The organism is Candidatus Margulisiibacteriota bacterium (assembly GCA_003242895.1).
Lineage (GTDB): Bacteria > Margulisbacteria > Riflemargulisbacteria > GWF2-39-127 > GWF2-39-127 > GWF2-39-127.
In genome coordinates, this window is record QKMY01000066.1 from 11,283 (window position 1) to 35,894 (window position 24,612).

The following is a 24,612-nucleotide window of genomic DNA, read 5'->3' on the forward strand; positions in this document are numbered from 1 at the left end:
TTATACTTTTTCTATAGGCGCATATTTTAACATCAATGTTCTTTCTTCATCAGTGAATCTGATCGTCAATGTTGTATTAATTCCACTTCCATATAAATAGGTAACACAACCTCTGCCAAAGGTCGGATGAAGGACCTGGTCCCCAACACTATATCCACCTTCAGCCATATTGTCTTTTTCTTTATATTTCTCACTATCTCTCTTAGGAGAAAAAGATATTCCCGAAGCAGCAATAAAATTATACTTCTTGTCATTTGTTGCTAATTTAGGGCTATTTTCTTCTTTTAGGTTCTCTTTAGAAATTTCCTTTATAAAGCGGGATATTTCGTTCGAAGCCGTATTCCCAAAAATTGTCCGTGTGATAACCGAACTCATGAACAGCAGACTTTTCGCTCGTGTCATCCCCACATAGCATAGCCGTCGCTCTTCTTCAATCTCATCTAATTCAAATAAAGACCGGAAATGGGGTAGCAACCCTTCTTCCATCCCTACCATGAATACAACCGGGAATTCAAGTCCTTTGGCACTGTGGAGAGTCATAAGCGTTACCACATCTTTATCAGAATCAGCCTCATCAATATCAGAAACAAGAGAAACGCTCATAAGAAAGTCTTCAAGAGTCGCTCCATCGTGTTCTCTTGCAACACTGACTAATTCCATAATATTTTCTGTTCTATCCTGATACTCTTTATCTTCTTGTGCAGAAAGGGCATCCAAATATCCGGTTTTTTCTACAACTAACTCAATAAACTCTGACAAAGAATACGTTTGGGATGCCAAAGCACTTTGAAGCTCTTTAATTATCTTGTAAAAATCTTTCGCTGCTAGTGCAGCTTTTCCCTTCAAAACGTCAGTTACATTCAAGGCTTCGAACATCAGTGTCTGTCGCTCTTTTGCAAATTGCTCAAGTTTCGCAATAGAAGTATTCCCGATACCCCTATTCGTACTGGCAAGAGCACGTAACAAACTGTAGTTATCATTCATATTATAAATAAGTCGCAAATATGCAAGAATATCTTTAATTTCTTTTCGTTCATAAAACTTAAAAGCTCCAATAATCTGGTACTTAATATTCTTGTACATAAAAACATCTTCAATTACTCGACTCTGTGCATTCGTTCGATAAAGAATAACAAAGTCTTTTAATGAATAATTATTTTCATTCATTAATAATTCAATCTGCTCAGCGACATAAGCAGCTTCTTCCCGCTCATTTATTCCTCGATAGTGAACAACTTGTTCGTTTTCAGGATTTTCCGTCCACAGATTTTTGTCTTTTCTTTCGCTGTTATTTTTAATAACATCGTTTGCCGCTTTGAGAATATTAGGAGTAGACCTATAATTCTGTTCCAGCATGATGGTTTTCGCAGCAGGAAAATCCTTTTCAAAATTAAGGATATTCTTGCTATTTGCCCCTCGCCAGCTATAAATATTCTGATCACCATCGCCTACTGCACAAATATTATTATGTTTAGCCGCGAGCATGTGGACAATAGAATACTGGCATACGTTAGTATCTTGATACTCATCGACCAGTACGTATTTAAATCGTTCCTGATAATTGCGTAAAATATCCGGACGTTTTTTGAATAACTCAACCGTATAATATAAAATATCATCAAAATCGAGAGCATTTTGCTGCCGAAGGACCGATTGATATGCCGGATATATTAACCCGACTTTTTTGGAAAAAACGTCATAAGCCGCCGAGACATAATTTTCTGGCGCAACTAGTTCATTCTTAGCTGAAGAAATTGAAGATAATATTGAGTTTGGCTTAAATTGCTTATCATCGATATCTAATTCCTTAAGGATTTTCTTTATAATGCTTAATTGGTCCGAAGTATCGTAAATGACAAAATTCTTTGGCAAGCCGACATTCTCACTTTCAGTGCGCAGTATACGTACGCATGCAGCATGAAAGGTATTGACCCACATCGCGTTAATCTCTTTTTCAGGAATAATACCGCTCAGGAGTTTAAGCACCCTGGCCTTCATTTCTTTTGCGGCCTTATTGGTAAAAGTAACAGCAAATATTTGTGAAGGATATGCTGTTTTCTGACTAAGCAGATAAGCAATCCTATGGGTTAAAACCTGTGTCTTGCCCGAACCTGCACCGGCAATTATCAAAACCGGTCCGGCGGTGGCCAAGACAGCTTCTTTTTGTTTATTATTTAGTCGTGAAAGCATAGCCGTATAATACACTAAGAGCCAGATTTATACAAACGAGTTTATATGATTATTGTAGTTTACAAAGGCTATTAGCGTTTGATATTTATTCTTTTTTTTCTCACTGACAAAAACCAACAAATTCAGCAATTTCTTAGGTCTAAAACTCTATAAAATTGTCCAGACACCCGAATATGAGAATGGTACAATAGGATAACTGAGAGGAGGCAACTATGAAGGTAATCATTCCTGATTACTTAAAAAATATTATTGCCCGATTTATTGATCAAGGCTTTGATATCTATCTTGTCGGAGGTTCCCTTCGGGATATTATTCTCGGTTGCGAGGTCCAAGACTTTGACCTTGCTACCAATGCACTTCCGGATACGGTTTCAGGACTATTTTCCAAAACTGTCAATGTCGGGAAAAATTACGGAACAATTATAGTTGTTTCACAGGGACACAACATCGAAGTAACTACCTTGCGAAAAGAAAGCGGATACACTGACGCCAGACATCCTGAAACCGTTATATTTTGCAACGACATCTTCGAGGATCTCAGCCGCAGAGACTTTACTATGAATGCAATTGCCTATGATTTCAAAACAGGAAGAATAATTGATCCATTTAATGGACAGGAGGCTATCAGGGAACATGTCATAACCTGTGTAGGCAACCCAAAAGAACGGCTCAAAGAAGATACCTTAAGAATTTTTCGAGCAGCCAGATTTTCGGCGCAATTGGGATTTTCCATAGAACGTACGACACTCGCTGCCTTGCAAGAGCTATCACCTCACGTACAGCTCCCGGCAGCAGAACGAATTAAAACTGAACTGATCAAGCTATGTAAAGGGGCAAACTTCAAACAAGGACTCCATTATTTGTATGAATGGGGACTGTTTAGCCGTTTAATAGCGGCAGACCTCTCTTCTTTTCCTGAACGCATTACAAACATACCCGAAACATTCGACCTTTGCCAGCGAATTGCCTGCTTTTTTTCCACACTACCCCGGCAAGAAATTGATGAGACATTAGAAAAGCTAAGATTTACCAGAAAAGAAATAAAGACAATTAAGGGCTTGATAAACAACAATTTCGACTATAACTTATCAGCCTTAACAGTAAAAAGTCTGGATATAACAGGACAGGAGATAAAAGACTTAGGATTTGACGGGCCAATAATCGGAAAAATCCAACAATTTCTTCTCGCTGAGATAAAATCAAAAAAAATTGAGAATCAAAAAGATATTTTGCTAGCTATTATAAGAAAAAGCTATCTGGAATAACCGGTATTTGCAGCTACATCCAGCGCGATTTTAGCCGCACCTATGATACCCGCATGATCACCCAATTTAGCTGTCATGATGGCCGCCTTATTATAGCTTATTTCCTTAACTTTTTTTTTAATTTTAGGAAGTATATATTCACTACAGGCCTCAACAACTCCGCCACCCAGGATAACAAGTTCCGGATTCAGTAGCGCAGTCAGATTTGAGATACCAACAGCGAGATAAGAAGATACCCGTTTAAGTTCTTTTTTTACAATAGGATTTTTATCTTTTATTGCTGATGCCAAATATGAACTTTTAACTATCGATCCACCTGGCACATCGATTCCTGCAGCAATAAGATTCTTTGTAATATTAACCTTACCGACATAAGCCTCTAAACATCCATTATTCCCGCAGCTGCATTTTGGACCTTCGGGATTAAGGATCATGTGACCAACTTCACCAGCTAGTTTATGCGTTCCAAGCCAGATACGTCCATCAACTATCACAGCTCCCCCGACCCCCGTACCGACAAAAATACCGACGACGTCTTTTCTCCCTCTCCCTGAACCTTTCCAGGTCTCGCCAATAATACCGGCATTAACATCATTTGTGATAACAACCGTCGTTTGTAATGCATCTTGGAAAATTGCTTTTAACGGAACATTCCTCCACCCTAAATTAGGGGCAAAAACAACCATACCATCTTCAGGCTTAACTAATCCGGGAACACCGATTCCAATTCCTTTGATGTCACCGATTGAAACAGATTCTTTTCGTAATAATACGCTTATTGAATCTTTTATTTGGCCAACTAATCTTTCATATGGTTCTTGCGCATCTGTTTTTATTTTTACAGTGGAGACAACCTGACCCTGTGCAGAAACCAGCCCTGCCAATATTTTTGTTCCCCCTATATCTACACCAAGGTACATACAACTCTCTTATCTATTCTTTCTTAACTTTCGTATCTATCTCGACTTTCTTCAACATATCCATTAATTCCGGCAAAAACTCCACGCTTAAACGAACACCCTTTTTGGTAGGCTTCCACTCATCTCCATCATCGACATAGTACTCTCTAATATCAAAATAATGGTTGTTCCGCCACTCTGTTGTGGTAACAACGTATCGAGATTTGTTATTCTTCTCTATAAACCCTATTTCTTTAATCTGATTGTCCGACATATGTTTCCTCCTTTATTACTCAATAAAATAATAGCCTCGCCTACCCCAGCAAGTTATTTTGGGAGTCATAATACCTTCCCTTGTAAACTTACTATTATTCAATCAAAAGAGTAAAATCAAAATTCTTCGCCGAATGAGTTATTGCGCCGACCGAAATTCTGTCGACTCCGGTCATAGCTATACCCCTCACATTCTCAATGTTAACATTTCCAGAGGCCTCAATTAAAATATTATAATTATTTTTTTTACACATTTCAACTGCTTTTATTATAGTATCTATGGACATATTATCGAGCAACACCATATCAGGTTCGAGGGGCAAAGCTTCTTCAAGCTGTTGAATATCGGTTATCTCAATCTGAATAAATGCTGCACGCGCAGCAAATTGCTTGGCTTTTTCCAGAGCTTTTGACACACTTCCGGCAGCATTAATATGGTTCTCTTTAATGAGTATCGCATCCCAAAGGCCAATACGATGATTTGTTCCTCCGCCAATTGCTACAGCGTATTTATCTAGTTTCCGCCATCCCGGAATCGTCTTTCTTGTGTCACAGATACAAGCGATAGTCCCCTTAATCATGTCCACATAGGTTCTCGTTTCAGTCGCTATCCCAGATAACCTCGACAGAAAGTTAAGAACTGTACGCTCTGCCATTAAGATAGATCGGGTTTTCCCTTCGACAGTCATTATAACTACGCCACTATCTACAATCTGACCATCGCAAATAGCAGTTATAACGCTTAATGTCGGGTCTATTTCGAAAAAAACGTGAAGAGCGATATCAACACCGCATATAACGCCAGCTTGTTTTGTTTTAATGATAGCTCTGCTAACACTATCGTCCGGAATAGTCGCCTGAGATGTAATATCTCCACTCTTAACATCCTCTAATAATGCCATAGCTACCAGACTTTGATAATCTCGTACTTCTATCTTCGACATAACGATCTTCAATTCCTTTCTCAATCTTGCTATAACGTAGAAAACAAGCCTATGCAAGTGTAAAACAACTAATCATAATAAAGCAAATCTTTATCGATCGGACAATAATAATTAGCAACTGAAATTAATTCGGAGGCTGTACTTTTAGGAAAAGAGGCTACCTCTACAATAGCGCCTCTCCCTTTTAACATCGTTGTTAAATCAACGAAATCCCCATCACCGCTCACAAGCACTATGACATCCAATCGGTCGGACATCGAAATAGTATCGATCGCAATACCCATATCCCAATCACCCTTGGAAGATCCATCAGGCCTGACCCTCAATTGCTTAATTTTTATTTCATACCCATTTCGCTGGAGCATTTCCAGAAAATGGGATTGATCGATTTCCGGAGTTTGCACGATATAAGCAATTGCCCGAATCAGTTTACGCTTAGAATTTAGTTTATCAAGTAATTTTTCAAAATTAACCCTTGCTTTATACTGGTATTTTGCAGAGTAGAATAAATTCTGCACATCAACAAAAATACCTACTCTCTGATTTCTTTTATAATTCATATATCGACCTCAACGTGCTAATTATTAATATTTATTTATGTATTTTTAACTCACGATAACGCAAGCATATGGAACTCTTTTTCTGAAATTATACCACCATTTAGTTTTAATGTTGCTTCTTCAATGAGTGTTACATAAAAATCTTCACGAGCAGCTTTTTTCAAGGCATTCGTTCCATATGGAGGCTTAATAACAAGCTCTTTTAATTGTTCATTCATAACCAGCAGCTCAAAAACACCTATTCTGCCTTTGACCCCTTTCAACATACAGGACTCACAGCCTTCTCCCATACAATCCATACAAACTTTTGGTAATAATGTCTGAGAAACTACGCCTACTAACGAATGGGCGATCATAAACGGTTCGACTCCCATGTCATAGAGCCTGGTTATAGCAGAAATGCTATCATTAGTGTGAATAGTTGCAACAACGAGATGTCCAGTCAATGCAGCACTGCACGCCAAAGCAGCGGTTTCAGCATCACGGATTTCACCAATAAAAATTATATCAGGGTCCATTCTCAGAATATAACGCAAACACGAAGCAAAGGATAAATCAGAATCCTTATTAAACTGTATCTGGTTAATTTCCTCCACTACATATTCAACCGGATCTTCTACTGTAATAATGTTTTTATGTTTGGCTTTTATATCAAGCAAGGAAGCATAGAGTGTCGTGGTTTTCCCGCTACCCGTAGATCCGGATATCAAGATTAGACCATGTCTGGAACGAAGCAACTCCGAATACTTCTGCAAAATCGTTTGATGCATTCCCAAAGAAGGTAATGACCGGAGCAAATCGTTTCTATGCAGTATCCGCATGGTTGCTCGCTCGCCGAGTATTGTGGGAATAATAATAACGCGGATATCGACTATCGGAAATTTATTTAAACCAAAAGAAAATCTTCCTTCTTGAGGAATATACTTCTTTGTTATATCTGCTTTAATCAATACTTTTAAACGGGAAAAAATCTGAGGAGCAATATCTTTGGAAATAACCTTATAATCGATAAGCTGTCCATCCACTCTGAACTTTATAGCCAGCGTATCAGCTTTCGTTTCAATATGAACATCGCTCGCATTCTGCACTAGCGCTGCTTCGAGACAGCTATTTAAGATGAAAACTACATCATTACTTTTCACTGCATCCTAGCTAGTTAATAGAATTGGCTTCTATTGCATCTGTTGAGTAAACATACTTGACAAGTTTAACGATTGTTCCTCGTCCTATCTCCGAGTCATACTCTACTTCATCCATGAGGCTTTTCATAAAAGTAATCCCTAACCCTAGCCCGACTTTCTCCGGCAAATCAGGATTATTTTCACTACCTGAAGCAGGCCTATTAATATCAAAACCTCTTCCATTATCTTTTACAATCACTTCAAGCTGATCTTTCTTTACAACAAAAACAATTTCTATCTCCCCCAGCTTGCCTGGATATGCATACTGAACTGCATTAGTACAAGCCTCAGAAACTGCAATTTTTATATCTTCTATTTCTTCATGATTGAATTTCAGCCTATTTGCAATTCCGGAAGCAGCTAATCTCACGACTCCAACGTATTCAGATAGGCTAGGTATCTTAATCTCAACTTTTTGATTTTCATGCATTTACTTTGCCCTCCTACGAATTGCTATCTTTTTTTATTTCTAATATAGCCACTTTTTCATCATCAAACATCCTGAAGTTCGCTTGAGTGAGCCCTGACACTTCAAAGATTTTTTTTATTTGTGGCTTTGTACAAATAATATTAATAAATCCATTATTTTTTGCCAATTTGTTCGCACCGCTGGCAAGAACACCTAGTCCGGTACTATCTATATACTTGACGCCCTCCAGATTAATTATCATATCTTTTTCGCCGGTTTCAATAATATCCGAAATAGCCGTCTTTAGCTGAGGATAAGTATAAACATCTACTTCTCCCGCAAGTGTTATTACTGGAACATTCTGCTCTCGTTTCACGTCGATTTTCAGATCAAGGACCATAATGACCGTTCCTCCTTAAATAATTATGTACTAAAAATAATTGAATTATAATGATTCAATTATAACCATACGCATTAAAAAAAGCAATAAAGACAAGAATATTATCTGACAAACCCATCTTATATTTATTTTCTCTAATATTAATTGACGCATAATATATTTTCACAAATTGCAGATCGCATTTAGAAATGTTAAAATTTCTATACATCGCACTTGTTAAACTATTCTTTATTCAGGTCACTGAGAAATGAACCCGATAGAAATACTATTAGAAAAAACTATCCGCTCGAAAGCATTTATAACCGCAATTACAGGAACCTTCTTCCTTTCTGCATGTATAGCATATTATTATACTTTCTTTCAACTTCATTCCGCTTACCACTTGTTCGAGTATCTCCATTTTATTTTTTCAACCTTATTGATTCTTCTATTAACCTATTGGTTTCTTCAGAAAAAAAAGGCCTTCACTAAAGATGCGATAACAACCCAGAAGCTCAAACGGCAACAAGACAAAAATATGAGAGAACTTGAGATGGCACGATTAATCCAGCAAAGCCTTTTAGGTGATCATACGTACATTACTAAAGAGATCAAAATCATCGCTCATTGCCGGCCGGCAGAAAAGATAGGGGGGGATTTTTATAGTTTCAATGAACATACCGTTTATAATACCCTTTCCAAAACAAATCACCAAAAAGGGATTATCAAGCTTCAAAACCAGGCAGACAGGCAACTGGGCATATGTATTGGCGATGTTGCAGGACACGGAATAGCATCCGCGCTTATCATGCTACTAGCAAAATCGCTGCTCGACCAACTCATGAACAAGTTCTCTTCCCCAGCAAAAATCTTCCATTTAGCGAACAGACAAATAAAAGTCCATACAGAAAAAAGCGATATCAGCTTTGTTACGGCTGCAATACTTCTCATAAATCTTGACAATAAAACGCTCAATTTCTCCAAAGCCGGACATACCGATTCAATTCTTTTGCGCCAAGACGGAACATTATCTTTGCTTACGGCTGAAGGAGTATTCCTTGGTATGTTCGACAATGTAGAATTCGAAGAAGTCCAAATTCAACTCCAGCCAAAAGACAAAATAATTCTCTATACCGATGGAATAATTGAAACAAGAAACTCTCAAGGAGAACTATTTGGGCTGAAAAGACTCACGAATTTACTAGAGGCAAACTACCAATTATCACTTGAAAAGATAGTACCATTGATATATCAAGAACTATTCCTGTTCTCCCAAAAACAAGAAGTTTACGATGACAGCACGGTAGTATTGGTAGAGCTACTGTAACTCAAGAATCCAGACAATATGATGGTTGGCGTGTTTATTTCGCCATCGTTTTCTTTAACTTCTCAAGGGCATGATTAAGTAATCTTGAAACGTGCATCTGAGAAAGGTTCAACAACTGAGCAATCTCGTTCTGGGAAAGATTATCATAAAACCTCAGATAGATTATACGCTGTTCTCTTCTATTAAGGTTTGTGGCAATTGCATCACGAAGGGTTTCTTTATTGATAACAACGTCTTCTTCATCAACCTTTTTAACGTTATCTATGAGGGCTGCTTTTGAAGATGTACTAGGATCGCCGGTACGCTCGGTGACATACGATGGGGCGTCAAGAGAAACTGTCATGTAAGCCTGTCCGGCTTCAAGGGATTCTAAAACTTCCTCTTCCGAAACACCAACAATTTGGCATATCTCGGCTATTGTCGGTGACCGGCCATCTTCTTTATTAACATCGAAAATTACTTTTTTCACTTTGGCATTTAACTCATGAAGTCTTCGAGGAATCTTAATAAGATGACTCTTATCACGAAAAAAATGCTTTATCTCTCCAACAATGGTAGGCGTCGCATAAGTAGCAAATTCTATATCCTGATTGGGGTCATACCGATCAATGGCCTTCATCAATCCTATCGTCCCAACCTGAATTATATCTTCCAGAGGCTCTCCTCTGTTGAGAAATTTACGGGCAATATATTTGACCAGGTTTAGATTTTCGGAAACAATCCTGTCTCGAAGCTCTTTTTGTCTGGTACTATAATATTCGCAAAATAGTTCCCTACCCAATTAATTATCCACCAAAATGAGTATTTATTTTAGAAGTCAAAAAAACAACCACATTCTAATAATTAATTATACTCTATTTCATCACAAATGATGAATAAGGCACCATGAAAAATAGCTAATTATTTTGTTTTTATGGCGGTTTCTGTAATAAAAATTACTTTGTATTCTATCATACATTTTGCTATAATTCTATCATATGATATGTTTTGATTCGCGAAAAATTAAACCTGGCGATATATTCTTATGCCTCCCAAATGCACATCCATTCATCAATGAAGCCCTCACTCGGGGAGCAAAAGAAATCACTCATTGTACCAGACAGGAAATGGCTAAAATTGCAGCGGATTTTTTTAATAATCCGTCCCAAACCTTAACCGTTATAGGGGTAACAGGAACTAATGGGAAAACAACAACAACCCATATCACAGCTCACATCCTCAATCTTGCAGGTTTCAAAGCACACATAATCGGAACCCTTTCAGGGAATCTGACTACTCCGGAATCTATCGAACTGCAAGAGATCATGGCAGAAAAAATAAAACAAGGTTATACACACATTATCATGGAAGTATCTTCTATCGGTATCGACCAACACCGTGTTGATCATATAGATTTTGACATAAAATTATTAACCAATGTAACCCAGGACCATCTTGATTACCATAAAACTTTCGAGGATTACCGAAACACAAAATTATACTTTATGAATAATTTCCCAGGAAAAACCATTTATCCGGAAGACTTTGCAGAATACAAAATAGATATTTCTTTACCACTGACAGGCAAATTCAACTATCTTAATGCCCAAGCCGCTGGTAAAATATGCGAAGAACTGGGAATCACTCAGGAAATAATAAAAAAGGGATTATCAACAGCGACTCCGGTTCCCGGACGTTTTGAATGCATTAATCTTGGCCAAGACTTCTTTGTGTTTGTAGATTATGCTCATACTCCCGACGGCATCCAGAATATACTTGAGGGCATTATTGACTTCAGGAAGACCCATGAGCTTCAGGGCTCTATCATAACCGTATTCGGTTGTGGCGGAGACCGTGACAGGACAAAACGACCGATAATGGGATCAATTGCTGAAGAGCTTAGTGACAAGGCAATAATCACCTCCGACAATCCCCGCTCAGAAAATCCTGAAGATATTATTAGCGAGATTCTAAAAGGGATAAAAGACCCTAGCAAAATCAAAATAGAAGCAGACAGAAAAACAGCTATTCATTATGCAATTAAAAATGCCAAAAAAGGTGATATAGTTCTAATTGCAGGCAAAGGCCATGAAACCTACCAGATAATCGGAAACCAATCTTTTCATTTTGACGATAGAGAAGAAGCTGCAATAGCCATCAAGGGATTGCAGGCATGAAAGTCTCAATCGACACCCGGACATTGAAACCCGGAGATAGCTATATCCCAATAAAAGGCCAGAATTTTGACGGGCATAATTTCATCGAAGAGGCCCTGAAAAAAGGGGCAGCTGAAATACTCGACGTTGATATTGTAGACTACGCTCGCAGCTATAGAAAACAGTTCGACATACCAATTATAGCGATCACCGGAAGCAGTGGCAAAACCACAACAAAAGACATGCTCCATTCCGTACTAAGCACAAAATATAATGTTATAAAAACAAAAGAAAATCAAAACAATGAACTAGGAGTTCCACTTACCCTTTTAGGTATTGAGGCTAATACGGAAATTGCTATTGTAGAGATGGGGATGCGCGGGTTAGGGGAGATTAAGTTTCTTTCATCCATTGCGCTGCCCAGTCATGCTATCATCTCTAACATTGGCTACACACACCTTGAACTCTTAGGAAGCAGAAGAAATATAGCCCGGGCAAAATCAGAAATTTTCTCGTCTTTTAAGGACACACCTGCAAAAAGGTTTGCATTTTATCCTAAAAGGACTCCTTGTATTTCCTCAGTAAGAAGACTAGCCGTAAAAAACAAATTTGATATTACCGAAATTGATAATAGTAACATTACCCAATCAAACCAAGCACTTATCACCTCAGTTGCCCTACATTTCGGGCTAACTCCGCAAGAAATTGAGCAAGGGTTAAAAAACTATAAGCCTTCAGCAAACCGGCAGGAGATCATTACGATTAAAGATACGACCTTAGTTAATGATGCATATAATGCTAATCCTGATTCTATGATTTTTGCATTACAGGTTTTCTCGAGATACCAAGGCAGAAAAATCGCAATCCTCGGTGACATGCTTGAGTTGGGAGAGAAATCCGTTTATTTCCATATCTTGCTTGAGAAACACATAAAAAATGCCGGGATTGAGTTGCTGTTCACGCTTGGAGAACTATCAAAAAACATCAATCCTAAAGGAATTAAAACAACTCATTGCAACTCAATAGAAAAGTTAGTCACAGGGGTAATAAACAGTTTGCTCCCTGGAGACAATATCCTCTTTAAAGCTTCCAGAGGAATAAAGCTCGAAGGACCATTCAAATTGATAAAGGCTTTTTTGGAAACCAAATAAAAAATCGTCCCACTTCCATTAAAACTAGATAAAAGCAAAAAAAAGGGCACAGACGAAATCTGTGCCCAAATAATCTTTTCTTTTCGGAATAGTAATTATTCCATTGAAAAGCGCGCAAACCTGCTAAGAGTAATGTTTTCCCCAATAATACCAATAGATTGCTTAATAAGCTCACTTACTGTCTTATCTTGATCTTTTACAAAAGGCTGTTCTAACAAACATACGTCACTAAAATACTTCTTTATTTTGCCTTCAACTATTTTATCAGCCATAGCTTCTGGCTTGCCTTCGGTAATGACTTGAGTCCGAAGTATTTCTTTCTCTTTTTCAACCACTTCCGGCGGAACATCATCAATAGATAAATATAATGGGTTGGCTGCTGCAACGTGCATGGCAATATCTTTTGCCAACGCTCTAAAGTTATCGTTTCGCGCTACGAAATCAGTTTCACAGTTCAGTTGAACTAATACACCGATAGATCCATTCATATGAATATAGGATTCGATAACGCCATTCTTTACTTCTCTACCGGATCTCTTTGACGCTGCTGCAAGACCTTTCGTTCTAAGTATCTCCCCTGCTTTCTCCATGTCCCCATTTGCTTCAGAAAGGGCTTGTTTGCAATCCATCATACCTGCGCCGGTTTTATCTCTTAGCTCTTTAACATCAGAACTTGTAATAACCATAAGTTTTCATCTCCTTAATTAAAATCACATTATATGTGCGGGGAAATTATTACCCTTCGATTTCAACACTTTTGATTTCAGATTCAACTTTAGAATCAATTGCACCAGCGCTCTCTTTTTGCGCTTTGGCTTCCATCTGGCTTAGCAATGCTTCATCACTCTGTCCGGCAGATACTAATACCTTCTTACCCTCTAATACTGCGTCAGCAATGATTGATGCTAATAGTTTCACAGCCCTTATTGCGTCATCGTTTGCAGGAATCGGATGAGTTATTTCATCAGGATCACAGTTAGTATCAACAACCCCGACAATTGGAATATTAAGTCTATTTGCTTCGTCAACGGCAATTTGCTCTTTCTTTGTATCAACAATAAAAACTACAGCAGGTAATCTGGTCATTTCTTTAATTCCGCCTAAATTAGTCTGCAATTTAGTCGTCACCTTGGTTAAGTGAGCGACTTCTTTACGAGGTCTATTATTAATACTTCCATCAGCGATCATTGCCTCTATGCTTCTCAATTTTCCGATACTTTTTCTGATGGTATTAAAATTAGTCAACATCCCACCCAGCCATCGTTGATTAACGTAATACATATTGCAGCGCCCTGCTTCTTCTCTTATCGCATCCTGTGCTTGTTTTTTTGTTCCTACAAATAACACTTTCCCTCCGGCTGCTACAGCATCTCTTACGACCACAAAAGCGTCATTGATATGCTTCATAGTTTTCTGGAGATCAATAACGTGAATATCATTTCTTTCCGTAAAAATATATCGTTTCATCTTCGGATTCCAGCGTTTTGCTTGATGTCCGAAATGAACCCCGGCTTCCAATAATTGTCTCATTGTTGTTACTGCCATAAAAATCCTCCTAAGGTTATTTCCTCCACGTATGTCTTCTTTTGTCAGGCTATATCACCTTTCTGACAAAATCGATACGTGTGTGAATTAGGACATTATAAACAATGTCCGAGTGAATACTATATCACTTTGCAAATAACTACGTCAATAGTTAGCGCGCTGCGCGTTACAGCAAAATATTGACTTTTATCGACTCTATAAACATATATTATATTAATAAAAAGAATCATATTACATTACACAATAATGATCTATATATAGATTAAAAACATATTCATAATAATAAAAGGAAGGACAATTGAGACAAAAAAACCCCATCATTCCAATTCGTCATTTAGTAGTAGTTTGATATAATTTCTATTGAATAAGTTAACTTTTTTTTAACAAGCACTTTACAAAGCATTTATTTTTCATATAAGATAGAAGTAAAATCTCTCTATCCCAAGCATAAAAAGGAAGGAGGCAAACAGAATATATTTCAGCAATTCCAAGGATTATAATTTATTATTTGCTTGTATATTGAGTAAAAAAACATAAAACAGATAGTGATTATATTTAAATAATAATTTAGAACAATCAAAAAAAACCACAAGAATGCAAGTATTTTTAAATATAGTTGATATAATAATTTAAGAATTGAATTAATAATCAGATCATTTAGGAAGGAGGGGTTTAGGGAAACAACAGAACTAGTTAATTGTTTTTTTAAGTCAAGGTTCAATTTAAGGTCACTTTAAGGTTCAAAAAATAAAGATATAAAACTAGGAGGTCACATTTAATGAAAAAGACAGGAATTATAACATTAGCATTAGGATTAGTATTCACAGCATCAGCTTTCGCTGCTGACATCACAGCAAGCGGAGTATTAGTACAATCACTTCAGGTAGGCAGCAAACGACAAGCTGCAGTTGCTGACACATACGGCTTTGGCAAAAGCAGACTTACATTAAATTTGAAAGCTGACGACAAAGTATCTGTTACTTATATCGGCAAACTCGAGTCGAATTTATCTATGGACTATATCTATGCTGATATCCTCACCGACCTCGGCAAGGTAAGAGCTGGTGTAATATATGATCAGATCGCTAACTTCGGTGGCGGCATTTACCAGACCAACACATTTTTAGCAAATACCACAACAAAAGAAAAAGGGCTTGCACTCTATACAAAACTAGCAAATGTAAACATTGGCATATTCAACATACTTGCTCCGATAGAAGCACAAACAACAAGAGTATACGGCGCAAAACTTGATACAACAATGGATGCGTTATATTTAGGTGCAGTAGTAAAAAGCGCAGCAACAAAGAACAAACTTGGGCTTGCCGCAGAAGTAGAAGCTTCATACAAAATTGGAGCTGGCAAGATCTCTGCCCAATACTACACTGATTTAAACAATAACTCAGCGGTATTGTTTCAAGGCGAAGCTAAAAAACAAGCGTTCTTAGGTCTTTATGGCGAATACAACTTGGCTTCATTAATCGGTTATGGCGTTGGAGTATATGCAGATTATGTTGGCGCAGCAAATACTGATACCGTATCTCCATGGGCTCAATCACAATCAAAAATTGGAGCTAAATATTCAGTTAATCCAAAAGCCACAGTATATTATGAATTAGTTTCAACAAAATTTAAAAACGTAGATGCCGTAGGCACTTCAGGCTTAGGTTTACAAATTAATTTCTAAAACTTATTAAGTTCTTAGATACACCCGAGAGGCAGCATGAAAATGCTGCCTCTTTCTGTTTGGAAGATTTGGCACTAAGGAGAGAATCTTTTCATCAACGCTAGCGCCTCTACTCCCGGGGATTTATATACTTTGAATTACCCAGGGTCTATCCACTGCACTTTTCTCTTTATTGACTTTGAGTTTTAACACTCCTTCAATAAATCGAGTAATATATTCTCATACAGGTAGCCTTCTTTACGAAGTTGTCTGCTGCATTTACACTGACTGCTTCGGATAGGCTTCCTTCAGATTCCACCTCGCGATGGACACCATTGTCTTAGGCTAACGGTTGGCACTATCAACCTCCGTATTGAACTTTCACCAACAAGAATGCGCCCATGCTGGGCGCACAACAAAAAGAGCGAACCATTACTGATTCGCCCTTACGTTTTTCTTTAATTATATACTATTTACTTTCTAGCTTTCGGCTGGATCTCCAGGACATCTTCTTCCAGCATTTCCAGTTCCTGAGCGCCCATAGTGGGATCAGCCAGCAATTCTTCGTTATCATAGTTGCCGGCAAGTTCTTCTTCTGCCATTTCCGGTTCAAATGTTTCTTCCCGTAATAGCCCAACCTCTTCGGTGTCTTCTAGAATCACCTGTTTTTGAGTTTTTTTCTTAATAGGAACTTCTTGTTGAACTACCTCAGCAGGCTCATTCGCTATTTTGAGGATTATATTATTCAATTCTTCGATCCTAACATCAATACCAGCGAGCTCACTTTTTAATCCGCTTTTTTTTGCTTGCAGTTCTTTAAGCCGTTCATGAATATAATCTTCAATAGTTTTCATGAGTTTTCCACCTTTTTTGTTATTTCTCTTTATACTTAATTATATCAAATTTCAAAAGAACCCCTTAATCGCAGCAATTAAAGCCTGAGCTCCTTCACGAGAAACATCTTCAGCAATAATTCTGATTATCGGTTCGGTATTAGATGGGCGAATATGCACCCAATTTCGATCAAACAATATTTTTATTCCGTCCTTATCGTCGATCGGATAATGACTATATTTTTCTCTTATCCGTTTCATGATAAGCTCCAACTCGATATCCGCCGAAAACTCAATTTTGTCTTTCACCATTATGTACTGAGGCATATCCATTACAATTCCGGAAAGCGTTTTATTCCTCGTCGCCAACAGTTCCAGGACAAAAGAAATCCCAACAAGTGTATCGCGGCCAAAGCCAATTGCCGGCACCATAACACCACCGTTTCCTTCGCCTCCGACAGTAGCTTTCTTATCTTTTAACACTTCAGAGACATTCACTTCCCCAATTCTGGTCCGGATAACAGTCGCACCATAACGTGCAGCTATCTCGTCAATACACTGTGATGTCGACAAGTTCGTAACAACAAGTCCGCCTCCGGTTGTCTGAGAAAGCATATAATCGGTTACCAGTGTGAGTGTATAATCTTCGCCGATAGGTTCTCCCTGTTCATTAAGAATTGCCAGTCTGTCCGCATCTGCATCAACAGCAAACCCGATATCAAAGGTGCCAGAGTTCATCATAGTACTCAATTCGGTAAGATTCTGAGGTACAGGCTCCGGGTTATGAGCGAATCTGCCACTGGGCTCATGGTTGAGAACTGTAACTTCACAGCCTAACTCCTCAAGCAAAGCTGGCAATACTACAGCACCGGCTCCATTGCAGACATCAATAGCCACCTTGAACTTTTTTGATTTAATTAAATCCGTGTTAACTACCTTAAGTACTTTATCTTTATGAATGGAGAGCCCATCCTTAAATTCAGAAAGGCTTCCCAGGTTGTTGAAGTCACGATAAGACACACGTTGACTCGATTTTCCGAGGGTATCTCTCATAGAATTATAGATATCTATGACCTCTTGTGCTTGAGATTCATTAAGAAAGATACCATCATTACGGACAAACTTAAGTCCATTCCACATAACAGGATTATGGCTGGCCGTGATAATTAAACCACCGGCTGCATTCATTTCCCGGACCATAATTTGCACCGTTGGAGTTGGAACAACCCCGATATCAACGATATCACATCCTGTTGCCATGAGGCCAGAAATCACCGCATGCTTAAAAAAAGGACCCGATAACCTTGTATCGTAACCTAAGATAACTTTTCCACCTTTACAATATGTGCCAAACGCTAAAGCAAAATCAAGCGCAATATCAGGAGTCAGGGACTCATTCGCAATCCCTCTTACCCCGGAAATACTTATTTTAAGTGACATAGTTGCATCCTCCTCTGATTATTACTCACCATTAATTAACGAGTAATTCTATTATAATTGTACTTATAAAAAATAACTATGGTCCAGTTTTTACTGTAGAACTCAGCTATTCAAGATTCAAATCATTTTTTCCAAAAACCATATCGATTTTAACATTATCATTTAGACTAGCTTTGACAAAACTCTCCGTAATCTCTTTGCCGTCAACACAGATCTTCTTGATATCCCTCCCTGATTGACCTTCCTGCCTAATGTCCACGACAAAAACGTTAGTATCGGACTGGGTCTGAAAATGCAGCTCAGTCCAAGGAAAATCAAAAACAGTGGCAAGCTGCAACCCTCCATTTTTAAGATTAATTCCAACTATATTGTTAATCATTGTTTCATATAAAAGTCCCGCTAACCCTGATTGCCATCCGGACTGGGCATATCCTTCTTCTTTGGGATGCTGGCTACTGATAGTTTGTTCCGAAACAAAATAAGGTTCCCCTAAAGACTTCTCCTGATTGATTATTCTGTATGAAGTCAATGGAATAATACTTTTCAAGGTCTGCAGCGCCTGACGATAATCGCCGCAATGGCAATCTACCTTAAATTTCAGGATATTCTCGGAAGTGCTTATCCCACCATTCTCGCCTATTCCTGGGGGAAGTGCTGTCCACCATCCTTTATCCGGTGAGTATTCAAGAAATGCAGGTATCATCGACATATAGCCAAATCCAGTGCGCAGTTTACGTTCAATTTTCTTTTGCAATTGACTAACCGTTTCTTTCTCGGTAAGACCCGCGAGTATAGCCAGCAATTGCGGGCGAAGGAAAAAGGCACCTCCATCGTCCTCGCGGCCTCCTACGACACTGCCGTTTTCCTGGAAAGCATAAATAAAATGTTCTGTATTAAAAGCATTTTGCTTAAGGCTCTCCGCAATCTCACTCTTTAATGCAATAAGTTCTCGTATCCACTCAATGTTACCATCACTATCATCGAGACCTAAATAGTCATTGATTATCGTATAAAATCTTATTGTCACAGGAACATGTTCAAAACTGCGACTAGTAGTCCCCGACACCATTTCGTCTACTTTAAGCAGCCCATGACCACCGCGGGATTTACCTAAGGAATGAAGCATCTCAAAAACAAACTGTAGGAGATCTTTTTCATAGCTCCAGTAGTTCTCGTCGCAAAGAAACTTAGCTTTCTTCGTAAACAACGCATATCGAAAAATAAGTTCGGCAAAATCAAGCTGGAATTCAATATTCTTGACGGTACCCCCGGCAAAATACCCGTTTTTATCAGCTTCTTCAAAGAGTTCCCGAATATGCTCATTAACCTTATCCTGCCCGGAAAAATACATATACCCGCGCAAGCTTAAAACCTGGTCCAGTATCCATTTATCCTTATCTTCGGAAAATAATCTGCTCCAGACAACATTAAAAATTATTTCTTTTTTCAACCAGAAATTAAAATAACGCTCTACTTCTTTACTTGGGAGTGACAAATATTGCTTACTATAAACCTTTTCTTCTTCATCTACGCGCTTTGTAAGCTCAATAAGAAGGTTGTCAGGTGCACCATATTGATCAATAAGCGCTCTTAAATTCTGGTCTACTTGCTCCCGATTCCCACCGGTTGCAATTCCGGAGAGCAAGGAGAATGTCTTTTCTTCATTTTTTTTGAGAATGATCTCATTCATAATAAGCCCAACCATTTCCCCGCCACAAAGGACTGAATTACTCGTTCGCCCAATCCTTATCGGCCCGGGGCCCATAGTATCGATCGTTCTCCCAATAACTTTTCTCCGGTTACAATCGAACCCGCTGCACGTCAGGCTACTGCGGATAAAGGCCAGTGTCTCATTCTTCTTAAAAGGATTATCTCGCTGATATGCAATAACTGAATTAATATCCTTTGAGTAATAAGCTTCGTTAAAACAATTACTCTTTGCAATGCTCATATGTGAATCATTCTGCGGAGAAGTAAACTCAACAAAAGAAAACACTTTAATCTTTTTATTATCTTTATCAAGATTAGTGACCGAAACAAGTGAAGCCTCAACGATGCCCCGCTCCGGAACAAACAGAATCACCTGACTATGAACATTATTGCAAACAACTTCAATTGAAATATATGAAAGATGATATTCGCATATAAATTTCTCATAAAACACATCCGGATTTTCTTTGATTATTGACCAGAACTTACCAGTAACTTCATCCCTGACAAAAAGATCGAACCCTTTCAGAGAACCCATAGCTACAAAGTCCCGATGTGTAAACAAATTTTCACCTGACGGAGAAAAAACCGAACAAGCTGAGTCGTTAAAAAGCATATATTGCCATTTATATGGAGGTTTTCTGTGAATTATAACCTGTTGGTAATCTTCGCTATATTTAAGGTACCTCATCCGGTCTCCAGTTATAACTACAAGACTATTAATCGTGGGACAAAAAAACTCAAGAAGGGCCTGTTAACAACGAATAAAAAGAACCGACCTTCTCAATATATCAAAAATACTCGATTATGTTATAATAACCTTGTCTTTTTGTCAAAACTCAATACAAATTTTATTGTAATCATTGAGTTACAGCAGAAAAAACAATAAACATTGTTATATATTTTATTTGTACCCGAGTTAAAAAGGCAGGAGGCGTCATGACTACAATTAAAACTCGATTTGCACCATCCCCGACTGGACACCTTCATATTGGAGGAGCCAGAACAGCACTCTATTCATATCTATTTGCGAAACAGAATAACGGCAAGTTCATCCTTCGAATCGAAGATACCGATAAGGAACGATCAGATGACAGATTTTCACAAGATATTATCAATGCGTTATTATGGCTTGGCATCACATGGGATGAAGGCCCATATTATCAATCGAAAAGAATTGACATATATAACGAATATAGCAATATTCTGCTGAAGCAAGGTCTGGCCTATAAAAAAGACGAGGCTGTATTTTTTAGAATACCCGAGACGGATAGAATAGAAATTAACGATCTTATCCATGGGAAGATTACGTTCAACACAAAAGAACTAAACGATTTCGTAATCATCAAAAGCGATGGATATCCGGCTTTTCACTTTGCTGTCGTCATTGATGACGCAGTTATGGGCATTACTCATATCATTCGAGGAGACGATCATATCAGCAACACACCGAAGCAACTGCTACTGTATCAAGCATTAGAACTCACCATACCGGTATACGCTCACCTACCGCTTATCGTGGGAAAAGATCATACTCCGCTAAGCAAAAGACATGGCGACACTGCCTTGTCGGAATACCAAAAACATGGTTATTTGCCGGACTCCCTGGTTAATTTCCTGGCAAGGATGGGCTGGGGCTACCAGAACCAGGAAATATTCAGCATGGATGAACTAATTTCTCTTTTTGATGTAAAAAAAGTCAGCAAATCCCCGGCAGTATTCGATACCATTAAACTCAACTGGATTAACGCCCAATACTTAAAAAAATCCTCACCAGACTATATCTACCAGCAAATACAGGAAAAAGTCACTATGTCAGAACAAGAGGCACTTCCACTCATCAACCTCTTTTTACCCAAAGCCGCAAATATTAATGAGTTAGTTGATGGCATCAACTATTGCACCTCTTACGAATATCCTTTTGAAGAAGAACTGATGGCAACCTATCTTTCTAAAGAAGACACAAATTTGCTGCTGGATGAAACGACCAAAGAACTCAAAAAAATCGATGGCTGGAATACTGAAACCATAGAAACCGCTATTCGTACCTTAGCTCAAAATAAAGGCATAAAAGCAGCACAGATAATTCACCCACTCAGAGCAGCCTTAACCGGACGAAAAATAACTCCTGGAATTTTTGAGCTAATGGAAGTTCTAGGGAAAGAAAAAACCATTACCAGGCTGTTGAACAAAAGCTGGTTAGCTAAAAGATCCTAGCCGGCTCGGAATATACCAGAAAAAAAGTTATAACTTACTTTTATTCTAGTACGTCATATTAATTTGATATTGTTCACTGTACATTTAATTCTTTCGAAAAAAAAGCTATAATTAATAGTAATAACAATAAAACAATATGAATATTAAATGAACCAAACAAACAAAACTATAATTAACGCTAAATTTGTAATGCCTATTTTTACCTCTGGGATACTTATTATCTCGACAATAATTCCTTTTATTTCAGCAAAAACTATCATTATTCCGGTTTCACTTAAACTGTTTATCATTATAACTTCAATAGTGTTTGCAACACTACCTTCACTCCTTAAATATAAAAAAAACCATGAAAACTATAGTCTTCTCCTCAAAAATCTTTCAGTCGCTTTTCTCACTTCAGTATGCATCCTCCTAACCGGAGGGATAAATAGTCCTAGCTATTTTCTGCTACTCATATTGGCACTTTTCTGCAATACCGGGCTTTCCTACCGGCATAAAATATTTTATACAAGTGGAAGCGCACTTTTTTTTATACTCTCTGCAGTGGTTTCGCAGGTTTCCTATAGTAATTATAATCTTGGTGCTTATAACGTATTGATGCTTACACTCCAGGTGTTCATGCTTTTTATCGTCGCACTTGCTCCCGCCCTCCCCATCGGTAAGCCAGAAGCCGATCCTGTAGAACTGAAACCCATTAAAGAAGAACATCCTCTACCGGATAAGATTCAGTCATTAGGTATCTTAGTCGGCGGGATATCGCACGAGCTAAAGACCCCGCTTACCAGTATTATGGGATTCGCGGAACTCTCTCTTCAAAAAATCATAAAAAATGCAGCTGATATCGGCGAGATAAAAGAATATCTAAAAATCATTATTCAATCTTCAGATCACTGTCTTATCATAATTCAGGACTTACTTGATTTTGCCAGACCCGCAAAAACTGACAGAAAAGTCTTCCGTATGATAAATATTAATAATTGCATAGATAGCACAGTTAAAATTATAATACATCACATGAAAATAAAAAATATTACCATTATAAAAGAGTACGATGAAAACCTGTCCCTCGCCAAAGGCAATTATAATCAGATCAGACAGGTACTTCTAAATTTGTTGATAAACGCCCGCGATGCGATCTATAAAAACGGCACCATAAAAATAAAAACCTTCCAGCAAGCTGATACTGTTTTCATTTCGATAGAAGACAATGGCTGCGGCTTAGATGATGAAACACTAAAACATATTTTCGAACCTTTTTTTACAACCAAAGAAAGAGGAAAAGGAACCGGACTCGGGCTACCGGTCTCGTTGGAACTGATAAAAGAGCATAATGGGAATATAATTATTGAGAGTGAACCGGAAAAGGGTACACGCGCGACAGTTTCCCTTCCGAAATACACTGAAGCACCAACCGGAAAAGAAGCTCATGCAATTTTTAAAAATAGCTAATTATATCCGAAGCATTATTTTTTTACCTGCCACAGTAACCTTATTCATTCTTTATTCTCTCGGGGCACCTTTTCTAACTATTTCCACAAAAAACATAAAACAAGCTTACATCAGGGTTGCAAGAGTTTGGGCGCAGCACTTGCTTCGGCTAGCAGGGATTACCGTAACAGCAGAAGGATTAGAGAACGTCCCCATGGATCAAACCTGCATCTTCGTTTCAAACCACCAAAGTATGATCGATATTTTCATATGTTTCGGTTATATACCGAAGTATATTGGTTTTTTTGCAAAAAAATCGTTATTTAGTATACCTTATTACGGATGGATATTAAAAATAAGCGGCAGCATCCCTATCGACAGATCAGATGCCAAAAAAGATTTTTCTACACTAGAATCAGCAGCTCAAAAAATCAAGCAAGGCCAAGACCTTATTATATACCCGGAAGGGACCAGGTCAGGAAAACCACAACTGAACAGCTTCAAGCGAGGCTGCGTTGTCTTGGCAAGCAAATCTCAGGCAGTTATTATTCCTACGGCAATAAAAGACAGCTATAAAGCAGTTAGAAAAGGAAGTATCCAGGTATATCCGGCACACCTGTCTATTTCCTTTGGAAAACCAGTCAAGGTTCCGGAGAATAGCACCAGAAAACAGCATATGGTTATTGTAAAAAAACTTGAGAACGAAATATCTGACATGCTCCGCAGGTAAAGAAGATTAAACTAACATTATTACCGTAAAATTTCAAAATAGCAATTCCAGATTTTATTGGGGTGCAGATACTTTCGGTGGGTTAAGCGACTTTTAAGTAATTATCGACGACATAATCCCATTCATTAGATAAATAACGAGCTCGAAGAGCAACAATGCTTTGAATATTGTCTTTCCCCCAACGCATGCCTGCTTGTTTCATTCTTGATTGCACCAGAACTTTATGAGTACTGTAATATCCTAAAATAAAGCAACTAAAACGTCCTGCATTTTCTCAAGATAACCCAACCTGAAAAGATACTTTCCATAATTAAAACAACCTAATGGATA

General features: G+C 38.1%; 22 protein-coding genes. 8 read left to right on the forward strand and 14 right to left on the reverse strand.

Annotated elements, in window-relative coordinates; genetic code table 11:
* Entirely contained in the window at positions 1-2,190 is a 2,190-nt protein-coding gene (locus DKM50_12760; GenBank protein PZM77406.1) for an ATP-dependent DNA helicase PcrA, read from the reverse strand.
* A 212-nt stretch (positions 2,191-2,402) separates the two neighbouring features.
* Here DKM50_12760 and DKM50_12765 point away from each other — a divergent pair, with 212 nt between their 5' ends.
* Positions 2,403-3,455 (forward strand): hypothetical protein, encoded by a 1,053-nt coding sequence (locus DKM50_12765; GenBank protein PZM77407.1) that lies wholly within the window; start codon positions 2,403-2,405, stop codon positions 3,453-3,455.
* Here the strand turns inward: DKM50_12765 and DKM50_12770 are convergent.
* From DKM50_12770 to DKM50_12800, 7 genes are all read right to left on the reverse strand, one after another.
* Positions 3,443-4,375, reverse strand: coding sequence for a hypothetical protein (locus DKM50_12770; protein PZM77408.1), 933 nt, complete (start codon positions 4,373-4,375; stop codon positions 3,443-3,445). The two genes, DKM50_12765 and DKM50_12770, sit on opposite strands and share 13 nt — an antisense overlap.
* A gap of 13 nt (positions 4,376-4,388) precedes the next feature.
* Positions 4,389-4,628 (reverse strand): hypothetical protein, encoded by a 240-nt coding sequence (locus DKM50_12775; GenBank protein PZM77409.1) that lies wholly within the window; start codon positions 4,626-4,628, stop codon positions 4,389-4,391.
* 94 nt (positions 4,629-4,722) lie between these two features.
* A complete protein-coding gene (gene nadC, locus DKM50_12780; GenBank protein PZM77427.1) occupies positions 4,723-5,529 on the reverse strand; it encodes a carboxylating nicotinate-nucleotide diphosphorylase in 807 nt (268 codons plus the stop codon).
* Between the two features lie 110 nt (positions 5,530-5,639).
* Entirely contained in the window at positions 5,640-6,131 is a 492-nt protein-coding gene (locus tag DKM50_12785; GenBank protein ID PZM77410.1) for an NYN domain-containing protein, read from the reverse strand.
* Positions 6,132-6,181: 50 nt separating this feature from the next.
* Positions 6,182-7,273 (reverse strand): type II secretion system protein GspE, encoded by a 1,092-nt coding sequence (locus tag DKM50_12790; GenBank protein PZM77411.1) that lies wholly within the window; start codon positions 7,271-7,273, stop codon positions 6,182-6,184.
* A 10-nt stretch (positions 7,274-7,283) separates the two neighbouring features.
* Positions 7,284-7,742 carry a hypothetical protein gene (locus DKM50_12795; GenBank protein ID PZM77412.1) on the reverse strand — a complete coding sequence of 153 codons (459 nt, stop codon included), beginning with the start codon at positions 7,740-7,742 and terminating at the stop codon, positions 7,284-7,286.
* A 13-nt stretch (positions 7,743-7,755) separates the two neighbouring features.
* Positions 7,756-8,121 (reverse strand): hypothetical protein, encoded by a 366-nt coding sequence (locus DKM50_12800; protein ID PZM77413.1) that lies wholly within the window; start codon positions 8,119-8,121, stop codon positions 7,756-7,758.
* A 247-nt stretch (positions 8,122-8,368) separates the two neighbouring features.
* Between DKM50_12800 and DKM50_12805 the strand changes: the two genes are divergently transcribed.
* The gene (locus DKM50_12805; GenBank protein PZM77414.1) at positions 8,369-9,427 is read left to right on the forward strand and encodes a hypothetical protein; all 1,059 of its coding nucleotides are present in this window, start codon (positions 8,369-8,371) and stop codon (positions 9,425-9,427) included.
* 34 nt (positions 9,428-9,461) lie between these two features.
* Here the strand turns inward: DKM50_12805 and DKM50_12810 are convergent, their stop codons facing one another.
* The gene (locus DKM50_12810) at positions 9,462-10,208 is read right to left on the reverse strand and encodes a B/F/G family RNA polymerase sigma-70 factor (protein PZM77415.1); all 747 of its coding nucleotides are present in this window, start codon (positions 10,206-10,208) and stop codon (positions 9,462-9,464) included.
* A 196-nt stretch (positions 10,209-10,404) separates the two neighbouring features.
* On the opposite strand from DKM50_12810, the gene DKM50_12815 reads away from it, so the two are divergent.
* Together DKM50_12815 and DKM50_12820 are read left to right on the forward strand one after the other, a co-directional pair.
* Positions 10,405-11,583, forward strand: coding sequence for a UDP-N-acetylmuramoyl-L-alanyl-D-glutamate--2,6-diaminopimelate ligase (locus tag DKM50_12815; GenBank protein ID PZM77416.1), 1,179 nt, complete (start codon positions 10,405-10,407; stop codon positions 11,581-11,583).
* Positions 11,580-12,713: a hypothetical protein gene (locus tag DKM50_12820; GenBank protein ID PZM77417.1), complete on the forward strand. Its 1,134-nt coding sequence runs from the start codon at positions 11,580-11,582 to the stop codon at positions 12,711-12,713. Before DKM50_12815 ends, DKM50_12820 begins: the two co-directional genes overlap by 4 nt.
* Before the next feature lie 95 nt (positions 12,714-12,808).
* Here DKM50_12820 and tsf read toward each other — a convergent pair whose 3' ends face one another.
* Both tsf and rpsB read right to left on the reverse strand, forming a co-directional pair.
* Positions 12,809-13,399 carry an elongation factor Ts gene (gene tsf / locus DKM50_12825; GenBank protein ID PZM77418.1) on the reverse strand — a complete coding sequence of 197 codons (591 nt, stop codon included), beginning with the start codon at positions 13,397-13,399 and terminating at the stop codon, positions 12,809-12,811.
* Between the two features lie 49 nt (positions 13,400-13,448).
* Complete coding sequence (gene rpsB / locus DKM50_12830) at positions 13,449-14,258, reverse strand: 30S ribosomal protein S2 (GenBank protein ID PZM77419.1); 810 nt, start codon at positions 14,256-14,258, stop codon at positions 13,449-13,451.
* A gap of 778 nt (positions 14,259-15,036) precedes the next feature.
* Between rpsB and DKM50_12835 the strand changes: the two genes are divergently transcribed.
* A complete protein-coding gene (locus DKM50_12835; GenBank protein PZM77420.1) occupies positions 15,037-15,945 on the forward strand; it encodes a hypothetical protein in 909 nt (302 codons plus the stop codon).
* A 452-nt stretch (positions 15,946-16,397) separates the two neighbouring features.
* Here DKM50_12835 and DKM50_12840 read toward each other — a convergent pair whose 3' ends face one another.
* From DKM50_12840 to DKM50_12850, 3 genes are all read right to left on the reverse strand, one after another.
* On the reverse strand, positions 16,398-16,778 hold the full coding sequence (locus DKM50_12840) for a hypothetical protein (protein ID PZM77421.1): 381 nt from the start codon (positions 16,776-16,778) through the stop codon (positions 16,398-16,400).
* Between the two features lie 51 nt (positions 16,779-16,829).
* Positions 16,830-18,197 (reverse strand): phosphoglucosamine mutase, encoded by a 1,368-nt coding sequence (glmM, locus tag DKM50_12845; GenBank protein PZM77422.1) that lies wholly within the window; start codon positions 18,195-18,197, stop codon positions 16,830-16,832.
* A 106-nt stretch (positions 18,198-18,303) separates the two neighbouring features.
* Positions 18,304-20,598: a hypothetical protein gene (locus tag DKM50_12850; protein ID PZM77423.1), complete on the reverse strand. Its 2,295-nt coding sequence runs from the start codon at positions 20,596-20,598 to the stop codon at positions 18,304-18,306.
* Between the two features lie 248 nt (positions 20,599-20,846).
* Between DKM50_12850 and DKM50_12855 the strand changes: the two genes are divergently transcribed.
* The 3 genes from DKM50_12855 to DKM50_12865 all read left to right on the forward strand — a co-directional run bounded on the left by DKM50_12855 (position 20,847) and on the right by DKM50_12865 (position 24,282).
* Positions 20,847-22,124 (forward strand): glutamate--tRNA ligase, encoded by a 1,278-nt coding sequence (locus DKM50_12855; protein ID PZM77424.1) that lies wholly within the window; start codon positions 20,847-20,849, stop codon positions 22,122-22,124.
* A 147-nt stretch (positions 22,125-22,271) separates the two neighbouring features.
* Positions 22,272-23,573, forward strand: a complete 1,302-nt coding sequence (locus tag DKM50_12860) for a hypothetical protein (protein ID PZM77425.1) — start codon at positions 22,272-22,274, stop codon at positions 23,571-23,573.
* Positions 23,551-24,282, forward strand: coding sequence for a hypothetical protein (locus tag DKM50_12865; GenBank protein PZM77426.1), 732 nt, complete (start codon positions 23,551-23,553; stop codon positions 24,280-24,282). The genes DKM50_12860 and DKM50_12865 overlap by 23 nt, the downstream gene beginning before the upstream one ends.
* Positions 24,283-24,612: the final 330 nt, after the last annotated feature.

Coding starts and splice junctions, on each gene's coding strand:
- DKM50_12850 (PZM77423.1), bottom strand. CDS start 20,598: ATGAGGTACCTTAAATATAGCGAAGATTACCAACAGGTTATAATTCAC.
- DKM50_12795 (PZM77412.1), bottom strand. CDS start 7,742: ATGCATGAAAATCAAAAAGTTGAGATTAAGATACCTAGCCTATCTGAA.
- nadC (PZM77427.1), bottom strand. CDS start 5,529: ATGGCATTATTAGAGGATGTTAAGAGTGGAGATATTACATCTCAGGCG.
- DKM50_12840 (PZM77421.1), bottom strand. CDS start 16,778: ATGAAAACTATTGAAGATTATATTCATGAACGGCTTAAAGAACTGCAA.
- tsf (PZM77418.1), bottom strand. CDS start 13,399: ATGGTTATTACAAGTTCTGATGTTAAAGAGCTAAGAGATAAAACCGGC.
- DKM50_12770 (PZM77408.1), bottom strand. CDS start 4,375: ATGTACCTTGGTGTAGATATAGGGGGAACAAAAATATTGGCAGGGCTG.
- DKM50_12860 (PZM77425.1), top strand. CDS start 22,272: ATGAACCAAACAAACAAAACTATAATTAACGCTAAATTTGTAATGCCT.
- DKM50_12775 (PZM77409.1), bottom strand. CDS start 4,628: ATGTCGGACAATCAGATTAAAGAAATAGGGTTTATAGAGAAGAATAAC.
- DKM50_12785 (PZM77410.1), bottom strand. CDS start 6,131: ATGAATTATAAAAGAAATCAGAGAGTAGGTATTTTTGTTGATGTGCAG.
- DKM50_12820 (PZM77417.1), top strand. CDS start 11,580: ATGAAAGTCTCAATCGACACCCGGACATTGAAACCCGGAGATAGCTAT.
- DKM50_12805 (PZM77414.1), top strand. CDS start 8,369: ATGAACCCGATAGAAATACTATTAGAAAAAACTATCCGCTCGAAAGCA.
- DKM50_12855 (PZM77424.1), top strand. CDS start 20,847: ATGACTACAATTAAAACTCGATTTGCACCATCCCCGACTGGACACCTT.
- DKM50_12835 (PZM77420.1), top strand. CDS start 15,037: ATGAAAAAGACAGGAATTATAACATTAGCATTAGGATTAGTATTCACA.
- glmM (PZM77422.1), bottom strand. CDS start 18,197: ATGTCACTTAAAATAAGTATTTCCGGGGTAAGAGGGATTGCGAATGAG.
- DKM50_12765 (PZM77407.1), top strand. CDS start 2,403: ATGAAGGTAATCATTCCTGATTACTTAAAAAATATTATTGCCCGATTT.
- DKM50_12865 (PZM77426.1), top strand. CDS start 23,551: ATGCAATTTTTAAAAATAGCTAATTATATCCGAAGCATTATTTTTTTA.
- DKM50_12815 (PZM77416.1), top strand. CDS start 10,405: ATGATATGTTTTGATTCGCGAAAAATTAAACCTGGCGATATATTCTTA.
- DKM50_12760 (PZM77406.1), bottom strand. CDS start 2,190: ATGCTTTCACGACTAAATAATAAACAAAAAGAAGCTGTCTTGGCCACC.
- rpsB (PZM77419.1), bottom strand. CDS start 14,258: ATGGCAGTAACAACAATGAGACAATTATTGGAAGCCGGGGTTCATTTC.
- DKM50_12800 (PZM77413.1), bottom strand. CDS start 8,121: ATGGTCCTTGATCTGAAAATCGACGTGAAACGAGAGCAGAATGTTCCA.